The organism is Acinetobacter sp. CIP A162 (assembly GCF_000367905.1).
GTDB classification, from domain to species: domain Bacteria; phylum Pseudomonadota; class Gammaproteobacteria; order Pseudomonadales; family Moraxellaceae; genus Acinetobacter; species Acinetobacter lwoffii.
The window spans coordinates 1,462,537-1,475,663 of record NZ_KB849159.1 but is presented as its reverse complement, the minus strand read 5'-3'; the positions used below and the strand labels follow the sequence as shown (position 1 = coordinate 1,475,663).

The following is a 13,127-nucleotide window of genomic DNA, read 5'->3' as shown; positions in this document are numbered from 1 at the left end:
CTTGCTTTTTAAGGCGATTTTTTAGAAAACTACAGCTAAATATAAGCATACAAGAGCAACAAATATCTCATGCAAATAAACAGGATTACTCAAACTTTACTGCTCTCTCTGGGCCTAGGAATGAGCGGTAGCATGTCCTGGGCAAATTCAGTCACAGCTGCTCCTGCCAGTTCAACAAATACAGAGCCCAGCCGATCAGGCTTACTGGATCAGATTCCACGTTTGATCGATGCAACACCAACGGTTCTGCCAGAGCAATCAAGTGTCGCCATCGTTCCATCCACGCTAGAGACAGAAAATTATTCATGGGCGGATCAAAAACAGAAAGGCATCCGCGAATGGGCTGATCGTACTGCACATAAAATTGATAACTGGTTTGGTGAAACCGATCCGGATCAGCCAGCTGCAGCCACATTACGGATCATTCTAGATAATCGCTGGGATGAATATGAAGGCTATGAGATTAAGCCCCGAATCCGCGGCAAGATCAAGCTTCCGACCTTGGAACAAAAGCTGAGTGTGGTTTTTGGTGATGACAGTCTGGACAATGAATTAGACAGTAATGTCGCGATTACCAATGAAAATCCTGCCACTTCCGGAGATAAACGTCTGGATACTAAACGTGCACGTGAAGATAACAGCTCTTTTGCCTTACGTTGGTCTGAATGGTCAGATCGCATTCCTTTCGAAACCGATCTGGATCTGGGCTTGCGTTCTGGAGATGATATTTACCTGCGTGTCAAAGCCAGTAAAGATTGGACGCTGGAAAATGACTACTCTTTTCATGCCGAACAGATTTATCGCTACGGCATTCAAAGCGAAAACTATTTACGGACCAATCTGGAGCTAATCCATGCCCGTCCCAATCAGGCCTTTTTCTCCAATCAGCTTAGTCTGACTTATGCAGATGATCAAGACGATGATCTGACCTGGGACAACTACACCTTCAGGCAACATCAGTTTTTTCAGGACAACCGTTTCAGTTACGGCATTTATACCGGTGGTTATCTAAATGACAAGGATCTGCGTCTCAACCGCTGGGGCCCCTATGTGTCGTGGAGACAACCTTTTTTACGTGAATGGTTTTTTGTCCAGACCGACCTGAACTATCTGAATGATCATCGCGAGGATCGTGACCACTATGTCGGGGCTTTGGTACGTTTAGAAGCGTTGTTTTAAACTGACTGATACTAGAAAATAATAAAAGCCCATCATTCATGGGCTTTTTTCAATATTACTGAGGCAATCAGCGCGGTAAGTATTAGCTGGTTTTATTCAGGATAATACGATCACTGCGTAGCACACGTTTTTGCTGCAATGAGGGTTGCTCCATCACTGGCATATTGAAGCGAATACGATCGCTACGTTGCACACGTTGTGGTTTTGCTGCCTCTACTTTCGCAACTTTATAAAAACTGATGCGATCTGTGCGTACCACTTTTTCTGCAGCAGGTGCCGCTAGACTAAACTGGCTCATCGACATCAGGATTACAGCGCCCATACTGATCATCAGCTTAGATTTCATAACATTCTCTCTCTTTGCTTAATGATCGCAATTATAAATTAAAAATTAATTAATAATCTAAAATATAGATTTATGATTCGAAGGTATTTTTTTATTCTCTCTATCGTTTTTCCAGATCATTTCTAGAAATGAAAAATGAAGCAGGCATAAAAAATCCCTCCGAAGAGGGATTTTCTCATTCAACACATCAGCAGTTAAGCAAGCAACAAGCTATTAATTCGCTTGACATATTCAGCAGGATTTTCTGGTAATCCACCTTCTGCAATCACCGCTTGGTCGAAGATCACATTGGCCAGATCATCAAACTGCGCCGAGCCATCCAGTTTTTTCACCAACGGATGTTCTGGGTTAATTTCCAGAATCGGCTTGATATCCGGCACAGGCTGACCTGCATCTTTCAGCATACGAATCAGTTGTGGAGACAACTCACCTTCTCCAGTTACCAGACAAGCCGGAGAATCGACCAGACGCGTCGTCACCCGCACTTCTTTGGTTTTGTCTTTTAATGAATCCGTCAGCTTATCCACCACCGGTTTAAACTGGGCTGCGGCTTCTTCAAGGGCTTTCTTCTCTTCGGCATCCTGAAGGTCACCTAAGTCAACTGCACCCTTAGACACGTTTTGCAAAGGCGTACCATCGAACTCATTCACGAAGTTCATCGCCCATTCATCCACGCGTTCAGTCATCAACAGAACTTCAATGCCTTTTTTCTTGAACAGTTCCAGTTGCGGTGAATTTTTCGCAGCATTCAGACTATCTGCAGTCACATAATAAATGGCTTTCTGGCCGTCTTTCATGCGTGCTTTATAGTCTGCCAATGACGTGCTGACCTCGTCATTGTTTGATGTTGCATAACGCAGCAGTTTCAAGATACGTTCACGGTTACTGAAATCTTCACCCAGACCTTCTTTCAATACTGAAGCAAATTCCTGATAGAAGGTTTTGAAGTTTGCCTGATCTTTTTCATCTTCAGATTTAGCCAGATTATCCAAAATGGTCAGGATACGGCGGGTATTGCCTTCACGGATGGTTTTTACATCACGGCTTTCTTGTAATAACTCGCGACTGACGTTCAATGGCAGATCGGCACTGTCCACCACACCTTGCACAAAGCGCAGGTAGTTTGGAATCAGGTTATCTGCATCATCCATAATGAACACACGTTTCACATACAGTTTGATACCCGCTTTGGATTCACGGGTGAAAATATCATGTGGCGCTTTGCTTGGAATATATAACAACTGGGTATATTCAGTGCTGCCCTCAACCCGGTTATGCGCCCAGGCCAATGGCGCTGCGAAATCATGGCTTAAGTTCTTGTAGAACTCGACATACTGCTCTTCAGTGATTTCAGACTTGTTACGAGTCCATAATGCGCTGGCCGAGTTAATGGCTTCCCACTCATCGGTTTTGACATACTGGCCACCTTTAGATGTTTCACCTTCAGCCGCTTCTTCTTCCTGCCAGACTTCTTTTTGCATCTGGATTGGCAGGCTGATGTGGTCTGAATATTTATTGATAATCTGCTTCACTTTATAGCTTTGCAGATAATCCAGCGCATCGTCACGTAAGTGCAGAATAATATCGGTACCACGTCCTTGTTTCGTGATCTGTTCAACTTCGAACTCACCGGTTCCGCCACTGATCCAGCGCACCCCTTCAGAGACATCTGTGCCAGCACGACGCGACTCTACCGTGATCTTGTCAGCCACAATAAAACCGGAATAGAAACCGACACCAAACTGGCCAATTAGCTGGGCATCAGCCTTTTGATCGCCGGTCAGTTTGGACATAAAGTCTTTGGTGCCTGATTTGGCAATAGTCCCTAAATTATCAATAGCTTCCTGTTCGCTTAAGCCGATCCCGTTATCTGAAATGGTAATGGTTTTATTGTCTGCATCCAGACTGACACGAACGCGCAGATCCGGATCATTTTCATAAAATTCGGGATGGTTAATCCCTTCAAAACGTAATTTGTCGCATGCATCTGAGGCATTCGAGATCAATTCGCGTAGGAAAATTTCAGGGTTTGAATAAAGCGAATGGGTCACGAGATGTAGTAACTGAGCCACTTCAGCCTGGAAACTATGTTTTTGTGCGCTAGACTCGCTCATTAATCACTCCTTTTATTTTAAATACAGGTCAATACTGTTGCCTATATGAATGGAGTGAGTTACTAAATTTTCAATAGCCAGTTGTATATTTTTTCTCAAGATATTTTATAAAGGATCTCTTGATCTAAAATGACTTGGATTTGTAAAGGCTTAGGTTTAAGTCCTAATAAGGCCCAAGCTTATAAATACGTTGAAATTGCAGGTCTATTTGCTGCTGGCGCATATTATAAACCTGACTCAGACAAGACACAGATTCCTGACAGCGGTCACGAAACTGTAGCCATTTCACCTGATCGCGCTGGATCACCGAGCGGGTTCCCATAGGCACCATACGGCGCAAAATATGATAGCTGGTGCTCATCTTGACATCGGCATCATTGAGCAGACGATGTTCACAAATCGCTTTCTCTGTCACGGTTTCAGCTTTCTGACAATCAAAACTTGCCGCATAGGCAGACCCTGCCAGCAGGCTGAAGAAGATCACAATACCTTGGCTTAAAAACTTCATGCTGATCTTCCTTATTATTCAATTATTAGGTCGTATTCAATTAATATTTACTTTATTCGTTTTAATATAGTTGAACATTGCCAATCTGCTCAATTTCAATAAGTTATAAATCGTTGTTATTTTGAAAAAAAAGGCCTCATTCAAGATGAGGCTTTTTTGTTGAGCAAGGCTAGAATTTAGAACTTGTAGCTATAACCGATCGTATAAACCCAAGGATCAATATTCAAGTCGAATTTAGTATTATCAGCATCATCTAAAGTCACTTCAGGACTCAAATCTGCATAGCGCACGTCAGCAAATACTCCCCAGTTTTTGGCATCGGCTGGCTGATAATTAAAGCCGACTTGACCTGCCAAACCAAACTCTTCTTTCACGTCTTTAGCCAGACCTTCTTCATCCCAAGCAATAAAAGCTGTGCCACCTACGCCAATATATGGTGTAAAGCGTGTTGCATTTTTAAAGTTATATTTAGCGGTAATTGTGGGTGGCAGATGTTTGATCTTAGCCACCTTACCTACACCTTGAAGAGAAATGTCATGGTTAAACGGGGTAGCCAATAATAATTCTGCCGAGATATTGTCATTAAAGAAGTATTCAACCGATGGCGTAAAACCATATTCCTGATCGGCTTCTACGACTAAACCTGGTGCAATTTCAGTGTCACTTGATGGTGCTAAAGAACTGGCACCGACTTTCACCTGCCATTGACCTGCCATCGCAGATGCAGAAAGACCCATTAATGCAATTATAGCAGCTTGCTTTAACATTTTAAAATACCCCACAGGAAGAATAATTATTAAGAAAATAAATCTTAATTAATAATAAACACGAGGGAAAATAATATGCAATAAGCATTATAAAACTAATTTTTAATTATTATTTAAACTACTGATTTAAAAAGTTATTTATTTTAAATTGACTGAATTAGTTGGTTTTAAATACCAAGTATATTAATCAGATAAATATGGCTTTATTCAGAGTAAAATAATCAGGTTTATATTAATTTTTATTTAAACATATATTTTAAATACATCTTATTATTTATTTTAAATCCAGATAAATCTGCTCCAATAGATATCAGAGCAGATTGAAATTGACTTACAGAACCATGGCTGCAATCCAGCCAAAAATCATCAACGGAATATTGAAGTGAATGAAGGTTGGAATCACACTGTCCTTCATATGGTCATGCTGACCATCCATATTTAAACCCGAAGTTGGGCCCAAAGTTGAATCCGAAGCTGGAGAACCGGCATCTCCCAAAGCTGCTGCAGTCCCGATAATCGCAATGGTCGCAGCCGGGCTAAAACCGAACTGGATACAGAGCGGTACATAGATAATCGCCAGAATCGGCACGGTTGAAAATGATGAACCAATGCCTAGGGTAATCAACAGGCCGATCAGCAACATCAGGAACGCTGCCAGTGCCTGACTGTCACCAATCCAGTTGACCGATGCTTCGACCAGTGCAGGTACCTGATTGGTCGCTTCAATCACGGCGGCAAAACCTTGTGCTGCAATCATGATAAAGCCGACCAGCGCCATCATGCGCATACCGGTAATGATCACATCATCCGCTTCTTTCCATTTGAAAATGCCAGCACAGCTGAGAATCGCGACACCGACTAAACCTGCCAGAATCATTGAATCTGAATACAGCTGTACAGCCAATGTGGCTACAACTGCAAGACCGGCCATCCAGATGGTAAATTTCGAAATTTCAGGTTTAAGGTTTTGCTCTACTCCAAGTTCAGCAGAAATACTTTGCTGCTCTTCGATATGAATATCTTTATAGAGACGTGGTTTACGGTAAGAGAAGAAAATGGCAATCAACAACCCGACCAGCATGCCAATGACCGGAATGACCATTGCAGATGGAATCTGATCATAAGTAATTTCAAAACCATAAGGCTTACCAAAGGTATTGATGTTATGCCCCAGAATATCATTCAGGAAGATCGCGCCAAAACCGACTGGAATGAGCATATAGGTGGCAACCAGACCAAAGGTCAGCAAACAGGCCACCAAACGGCGATCCAGTTGTAAATGGTTAAATACAATCAATAGCGGCGGAATCAGTACCGGAATGAAGGCAATATGCACGGGAATGACGTTCTGCGAGAACACGGCTGCAATAGCAACCGTGAAGAAGATCAGATATTTCACCCGGTTTTGCGCTTTAAAATCGGCCTCACCTTTTAAGGTGCTGATCATTTTATAAGCCAGTAAATCCGGTAAACCCGAACGCGCCAGAGCCAAAGCAAATGCACCTAAAATACCGTAAGCCAAGGCAATTTTGGCACCACCACCCAAACCATTGTTAAACGCGTCCAAGGTTCCCTGCAGGCCCAGACCTGCCAATAAACCACCTGTAACAGCACCAATGACCAGGGCAAAAACCACAGGTACACGTGCCAACGAGAGTCCGAACATGACTCCAATAGCAGCAAGAATTGCGAACATAATGAATCGGAATAGAGAGAAAGCGGCTATTTTATCAGAAAATGCGGATAAAAATTCCGCCACTTTTTTCTGGTCGGGTCATGTTTCGCGGAGTGGCCTGTCAATGAATGTCAGCAGATTTACGCTGAATAAACTCATCAATCAATTGAGCCACTTGCTCCGGTTGACTCAGGATCGCCCAGTGATTGGCAGCCAGTTCTACTTTCGAGAAATCATCCACCCATTTTGACATTTCATCAACCAGATCTGGCCCGACAAACTGGTCATATTTCAGCACAATCGCCTGTACCGGACAGATGGCAAAACGCTGCCGTGGTTGAGCTAAGCGTGGCAAAAAATTGGCCCGATACAGGTTCACACCATATTTGCCATCTTTGACAATATGCGGGTTGAGTGGCAGATCATCGTGTCTTTCCAGTTGCTGCACGATCTTGCCCCAACGCTGCGGATTAAAAAAATTCCAGGCCAACGGCGCCACTAAAGGCAACTGAAACATCGCGATATACCAAGATTTGCTCATTTGCTTTAAAAATTTTGCTTTGTTTTGCTGGAACTGTTCACGCATCCAGAAAGCGGCATGATCCAGACATGGCCCAGATAAGGTGCTATAAGACAGAATTCGCCCTTTAAAGCGTGGATCGGTGACAGATTCCCAGGACTGAATTGAGCCCCAGTCATGCGCAGCCAGATGAAAAGCTCGATTCGGCAATACCTTATTCACCACCTCTTCCAGATCCTGACTTAAACGGGCCAAGCGGTAATCGGAGATTTTTTTGGGAATACTGGACTCCCCTGCGCCCCGGACATCATAAGTCACCACAAAATAATCCTGACTCAAATGAGCAATGACTGGCTCCCAAACTGCTTGATGATCAGGATAGCCATGAACCAGTACCAAGGCTGTTTGTTCGGGTTGTCCATAAGTTTTGACACAGAGACACTGCTGATCCGTGGTATCGACCCATTGCACTTGTGTTTCCATCTTTTGATCCTGTTTTTATTATTGACCACTTAGTTTATAAATCGGCATGATTGATCAATGCCAGCGCATTTTTGTTGCTCTAGTATGCATAATCACAGCCGCAAAAAGAATGTCAGTATGAGCCTATTCCAGAAAATTCAAAAACTGCCTCTGGTTTCAAAATTTATTCTGAACCGCTATGCCCCTTATCGTGGTGCAGGCATTGAAATTAATAAGATTGATTTTAATAATTATCACGTTCGGGTCAAAATGCCGCTGACCCGTAAGAACCAAAATATTGTCGGTGTGCATTTTGGTGGCAGCCTGTATTCGATGGTCGATCCCTTTTACATGTTATTGCTGATGCATCATTTGGGGCCGAAATATCTGGTCTGGGATAAAGGCGCCAGCATTCAGTTTTTGGCACCGGGTCGCGGCACAGTGGTGGCGGATATTCGGATTTCTGCTGAAGAAATTACCACGATTATCAATCTGGCGGCCGATAATGCGCCAGTGTATCGACATTATCAGCTGAATATTTATGATGAAGCCGGGGTCAGAATTGCTGAGGTAGAGAAAACGGTCTATATCCGGCGGAAACAGAGCAAAGGGAAAATTAACGCTCCTAAATAAGATAAAAGCGCCACATTGGCGCTTTTAAATCTAGATGAATCTGAAGTAACTTTCGACTTAACGACGACGGTTATCCTGTTCAATCGCAGCACCGGCACCACCACCGATTGCACCACCAATTGCAGCACCCGCATTACCACCGAAGATGCTTTTACCGACTGCTGAACCAACAGCACCACCTACACCACTATAGGTCGCATTACGGTTTGAACCGCCTTGGGATTTACTACCCACTGCCGCACCGGCACCACCACCCACAGCTGCACCAACGCCACCGCCGACTTTATTACCGACACCACCACCCACTGCACCACCAAGGGCTGCAGCACCGATCCGTTGCTCATTGGCAGACATACTTTCACAACCCGCCAACATAAAGATGGAAAGAGTGGCAACTGCCATAACACCCATTAATTTTTTCATGACCTTGGCCTTCCTGTCTTGCTTTATTTAAGCTTATCTTCATTTTATGAAACTAAAATCTGTAGCGTGTTACTTCTCTCGGTATTCCTGCTGAGTTTTGTAAATATCAATGGATTATTCTTCTGTTCAAGATGTCTTATTTATAAATTTCAGACAAAAAAAAGACGCCCGAAGGCGTCTCTTTTCTCAGCTTTAACTCGAATTAGAATTCTTCGTTAAATGCCTGGCTTAGAGCTTGGTCTACATCAGAGAAGTCATTGTGCAGTTCAAATTCTGCAGCTTCTGCTTCTTGACGACGACGCTCCAGGTGGTAAGCCAAACCTGTACCCGCTGGGATCAGGCGACCTACAACCACGTTCTCTTTCAAGCCACGTAAGTCATCTTCTTTACCTGTTACAGCCGCTTCAGTTAACACACGCGTGGTTTCTTGGAACGATGCAGCAGAGATGAACGAGTCAGTAGAAAGCGATGCTTTGGTAATACCCATCAATTGACGTTCAAACTTCGCAGGGAACTTGTTTTGTGCAAGAACTGCTTGGTTTTCTTGAACAACGCGGATGTAATCCACTTGTTCGCCTTTGATAAAGCTGGTATCGCCGCCATCAGTGATATCAACTTTACGCAGCATTTGACGTACGATGACTTCAATATGCTTGTCGTTGATTTTTACACCTTGCAGACGATATACGTCCTGAACTTCGTTCACGATGTAGTTTGTAAGCGCAACTTCGCCTTTCAAACGTAAGATATCGTGCGGGTTCTGTGGACCATCAGAAATAGTTTCACCACGGTTCACATGTTCGCCTTCGAACACGTTAATCGTACGCCATTTCGGAATCAGCTCTTCATAAATCTCAGAGCCATCATCCGGCGTAATCACCAGACGGTTCTTACCTTTGGTCTCTTTACCAAAGCTTACAACACCCGACACTTCTGCAAGGATTGCATGCTCTTTTGGCTTACGTGCTTCGAACAAGTCAGCTACACGCGGCAGACCACCGGTAATATCACGGGTACGTGAAGTTTCTTGTGGTACACGACCGATGACATCACCGACACCAATCGTTTCGCCATCACGAACAGAAAGAATCGTGTTCTGTGGCAGGAAGTAGAACTGTTCGCCACCATCAACGGTATCTAACACAACAGCAGGACGCAAATCTTTACCTGACGCAGGACGTGAAGTCACTGGCAAGATTTCAATGGTTGACATACCTGTTGCATCATCAGTTTTAGAAGTTACGGTTACGCCATCAGCAATCTGGCTGAAACGTACTTTACCTGCAACTTCTGTTACTAATGGATGTGTATGCGGATCCCAAGTCGCCACAATACCGCCTGCTTCTACAGCTTCGCCATCTTTCAGCAAGATAGACGCACCGTAAGGAAGTTTATAGCGCTCGCGCTCACGACCTAAATCATCCGCAATACCGATTTCACCTGAACGTGAAGTCGATACCAAGTGACCTTTGGCATGTTGTACTGTTTTCACGTTGTGGAAACGTACTGTACCTTGGTTACGAACTTGTACGCTGTTTGCAGCAGAAGTTCGGCTTGCAGCACCACCGACGTGGAAGGTACGCATCGTTAACTGTGTACCTGGCTCACCAATCGATTGAGCTGCCATTACACCAACAGACTCACCCGGGTTCACCTGATGACCACGTGCTAGGTCACGACCGTAACATTTCGCACATACACCGAAGGTAGACGCACAGTTCACGACTGAACGTACTTTAATTTCGTCGACACCTTGGCTTTCGATAAACGTCGCCAATTTCTCGTCAATTAACGTATTACGAGGAAGTAGAACTTCATCTGTACCTACACGTTTCACATCTTCAGCAACCACACGACCCAATACTCGTGCACCCAGGTTTTCGATGACATCGCCACCTTGAATGAACGGAGTCATTACCAGACCGTCATAAGTACCACAATCTGGCTCGGTAATGACCAAGTCCTGCGCAACGTCTACTAGACGACGAGTCAAGTAACCAGAGTTCGCAGTTTTCAGTGCTGTATCGGCCAAACCTTTACGCGCACCGTGTGTCGAGATGAAGTACTGAAGTACGGTCAAACCTTCACGGAAGTTCGCTTTAATCGGCGTTTCAATGATCGAGCCATCCGGCTTCGCCATCAAACCACGCATACCCGCCAACTGACGAATCTGAGCTGCCGAACCACGGGCACCCGAGTCAGACATCATGTAGATCGAGTTGAATGATTTTTGCTTCTCGTCTTCACCCTGTTTGTTCTTCACAGTGGTAAAAGACAAGTTGTCCATCATCGCTTTAGCAACCTGGTCATTGGTACGCGCCCAAATATCGACCACTTTGTTATAACGTTCGCCGGCAGTTACGAAACCTTGTTCGAACTGTTGTTCGATTTCACGAACTTCAGCTTCCGCTTTACCAATAATTGCTTGTTTTTGCGGTGGAATAACCATGTCTTCCATACCGACAGATACACCTGAACGCGTCGCTTGACGGAAGCCCAAGTACATCAACTGGTCAGCGAAGATAACAGTATCTTTCAGACCCAATTTACGGTAGCAAGAGTTAATTAGCTTAGAGATGTTTTTCTTGGTCATCTCAACGTTAATTTGCTGGAAATCCATACCTTCAGGCACAACTTCCCAAAGCAGGCAACGACCAGGCGTCGTATCTACAATAATGGTTTGCTGTTCACGGTTACCATCTTCATCGATCACAGTCTGGTGTACACGTGCTTTAACTCGAGCGTGTAGATCAACCTGACCTGTTGCCAGTGCACGGTTTACTTCGTGAGTATCCGCGAACACCATGCCTTCACCTTTGGCATTGATTGCATCACGCGTGATGTAATACAAGCCCAAGACAACGTCCTGAGACGGCACGATGATTGGCTCACCGTTTGCTGGAGACAGAATGTTGTTAGTCGACATCATTAACGCACGAGCTTCAAGCTGAGCTTCAAGTGTTAATGGTACGTGTACCGCCATTTGGTCACCATCGAAGTCGGCGTTAAACGCAGCACATACGAGTGGGTGTAGACGGATCGCTTTACCTTCGATCAGGATCGGTTCAAATGCTTGAAGACCCAAACGGTGAAGAGTTGGCGCACGGTTCAACATCACTGGATGTTGACGAATCACGTGAGCAAGAACATCCCAAACTTCTGGAGTTTCACGCTCAACCATTTTCTTCGCAGCTTTAATGGTGGTTGCTTGACCAGAAGCTTGTAGTTTCGCGAAAATGAATGGTTTGAACAGTTCAAGTGCCATTTTCTTCGGAAGACCACATTGGTGCAAACGAAGGTTTGGACCAACAGTAATTACCGAACGACCAGAGTAGTCAACACGCTTACCAAGTAAGTTTTGACGGAAACGACCTTGCTTACCTTTGATCATGTCTGCCAAAGATTTAAGCGGACGCTTGTTCGAACCGGTAATTGCACGACCGCGACGACCGTTATCCAGCAATGCATCTACAGACTCTTGCAACATACGTTTTTCGTTACGTACGATGATGTCTGGCGCTGCAAGGTCAAGAAGACGCTTCAAACGGTTGTTACGGTTGATCACACGACGATAAAGATCGTTCAGGTCAGAAGTCGCGAAACGACCACCTTCAAGTGGTACAAGCGGACGAAGGTCTGGTGGAAGAACTGGAAGTACAGTTAACACCATCCATTCTGGCTTGTTGTTCGAATCGTTGAATGCTTCCATCAACTTCAAACGCTTAGACGCTTTTTTCAGCTTGGTTTCTGAAGTTGTAACAGGAATTTCTTCACGAAGACGCGCAATTTCAGCTTCAAGATCGATGTCTTTCAACAAGTCTTGAACCGCTTCAGCACCCATTTTCGCTGTGAATTCATCACCGTGTTCTTCTAAGGCATTGAAGTATTCTTCATCGTTTAGAAGTTGGTATTTCTCAAATGGAGTCATACCCGGATCAGTAACGACATAAGATTCGAAATACAATACGCGTTCGATATCACGTAGCGTCATGTCTAATAATAGACCGATACGGCTAGGCAATGATTTCAAGAACCAGATGTGTGCAACTGGAGATGCCAGCTCGATATGACCCATACGTTCACGACGAACTTTCGCAGTTGTTACTTCAACGCCACATTTTTCACAAATGACGCCTTTGTATTTCATACGCTTGTATTTACCACACAAGCATTCGTAATCTTTCACTGGACCAAAGATTTTGGCACAGAACAAACCATCACGTTCAGGCTTGAACGTACGATAGTTAATGGTTTCTGGCTTTTTAACTTCACCGTGAGACCATGACTTAATCATTTCTGGTGACGCAAGACCAATACGGATGCGGTCAAACTCTACAGGAGCATGACCGTCTGAATCCGTCTTTTTGCGCATGATATCGAGCAAGTCTTTCAATTTTTTTCTCCGTGTGTTGTGGAGATTTTCACTCAACAACTGGGTCACAAATATTGTTTTTTAACTGAATTTTAATCCCCCTCAGTCCCCCCTTTGTTAAGGGGGAA

The 13,127-nt window shown here is 44.3% G+C and carries 10 protein-coding genes; 2 read left to right on the top strand and 8 right to left on the bottom strand.

What is annotated here, in order from left to right:
- Positions 1-69: 69 nt before the first annotated feature.
- Entirely contained in the window at positions 70-1,179 is a 1,110-nt protein-coding gene (locus tag F995_RS13350; RefSeq protein ID WP_004647319.1) for a hypothetical protein, read from the top strand.
- An 82-nt stretch (positions 1,180-1,261) separates the two neighbouring features.
- Here the strand turns inward: F995_RS13350 and F995_RS13345 are convergent, their stop codons facing one another.
- From F995_RS13345 to F995_RS13320, 6 genes are all read right to left on the bottom strand, one after another.
- A complete protein-coding gene (locus tag F995_RS13345) occupies positions 1,262-1,525 on the bottom strand; it encodes a hypothetical protein (protein WP_004278599.1) in 264 nt (87 codons plus the stop codon).
- Between the two features lie 194 nt (positions 1,526-1,719).
- Positions 1,720-3,639, bottom strand: coding sequence for a molecular chaperone HtpG (gene htpG, locus F995_RS13340; RefSeq protein WP_004647318.1), 1,920 nt, complete (start codon positions 3,637-3,639; stop codon positions 1,720-1,722).
- A 163-nt stretch (positions 3,640-3,802) separates the two neighbouring features.
- Positions 3,803-4,147 carry a lysozyme inhibitor LprI family protein gene (locus F995_RS13335; protein WP_004647317.1) on the bottom strand — a complete coding sequence of 115 codons (345 nt, stop codon included), beginning with the start codon at positions 4,145-4,147 and terminating at the stop codon, positions 3,803-3,805.
- A gap of 176 nt (positions 4,148-4,323) precedes the next feature.
- On the bottom strand, positions 4,324-4,914 hold the full coding sequence (locus F995_RS13330) for an OmpW/AlkL family protein (protein ID WP_004647316.1): 591 nt from the start codon (positions 4,912-4,914) through the stop codon (positions 4,324-4,326).
- A 331-nt stretch (positions 4,915-5,245) separates the two neighbouring features.
- Positions 5,246-6,610 (bottom strand): Na+/H+ antiporter family protein, encoded by a 1,365-nt coding sequence (locus tag F995_RS13325; RefSeq protein ID WP_004647315.1) that lies wholly within the window; start codon positions 6,608-6,610, stop codon positions 5,246-5,248.
- A 100-nt stretch (positions 6,611-6,710) separates the two neighbouring features.
- Entirely contained in the window at positions 6,711-7,592 is an 882-nt protein-coding gene (locus F995_RS13320) for an alpha/beta fold hydrolase (protein WP_004647314.1), read from the bottom strand.
- Between the two features lie 117 nt (positions 7,593-7,709).
- Between F995_RS13320 and F995_RS13315 the strand changes: the two genes are divergently transcribed.
- The gene (locus F995_RS13315) at positions 7,710-8,204 is read left to right on the top strand and encodes a DUF4442 domain-containing protein (protein ID WP_004278606.1); all 495 of its coding nucleotides are present in this window, start codon (positions 7,710-7,712) and stop codon (positions 8,202-8,204) included.
- Positions 8,205-8,261: 57 nt separating this feature from the next.
- Here F995_RS13315 and F995_RS13310 read toward each other — a convergent pair whose 3' ends face one another.
- Positions 8,262-8,627, bottom strand: coding sequence for a glycine zipper domain-containing protein (locus F995_RS13310; RefSeq protein ID WP_004278608.1), 366 nt, complete (start codon positions 8,625-8,627; stop codon positions 8,262-8,264).
- A 202-nt stretch (positions 8,628-8,829) separates the two neighbouring features.
- On the bottom strand, positions 8,830-13,020 hold the full coding sequence (gene rpoC / locus F995_RS13305; RefSeq protein WP_004278609.1) for a DNA-directed RNA polymerase subunit beta': 4,191 nt from the start codon (positions 13,018-13,020) through the stop codon (positions 8,830-8,832).
- Between the last annotated feature and the right edge of the window lie 107 nt (positions 13,021-13,127).

Coding starts and splice junctions, on each gene's coding strand:
- F995_RS13335 (WP_004647317.1), bottom strand. CDS start 4,147: ATGAAGTTTTTAAGCCAAGGTATTGTGATCTTCTTCAGCCTGCTGGCA.
- F995_RS13315 (WP_004278606.1), top strand. CDS start 7,710: ATGAGCCTATTCCAGAAAATTCAAAAACTGCCTCTGGTTTCAAAATTT.
- F995_RS13320 (WP_004647314.1), bottom strand. CDS start 7,592: ATGGAAACACAAGTGCAATGGGTCGATACCACGGATCAGCAGTGTCTC.
- F995_RS13330 (WP_004647316.1), bottom strand. CDS start 4,914: ATGTTAAAGCAAGCTGCTATAATTGCATTAATGGGTCTTTCTGCATCT.
- F995_RS13310 (WP_004278608.1), bottom strand. CDS start 8,627: ATGAAAAAATTAATGGGTGTTATGGCAGTTGCCACTCTTTCCATCTTT.
- F995_RS13350 (WP_004647319.1), top strand. CDS start 70: ATGCAAATAAACAGGATTACTCAAACTTTACTGCTCTCTCTGGGCCTA.
- htpG (WP_004647318.1), bottom strand. CDS start 3,639: ATGAGCGAGTCTAGCGCACAAAAACATAGTTTCCAGGCTGAAGTGGCT.
- F995_RS13325 (WP_004647315.1), bottom strand. CDS start 6,610: ATGTTCGCAATTCTTGCTGCTATTGGAGTCATGTTCGGACTCTCGTTG.
- F995_RS13345 (WP_004278599.1), bottom strand. CDS start 1,525: ATGAAATCTAAGCTGATGATCAGTATGGGCGCTGTAATCCTGATGTCG.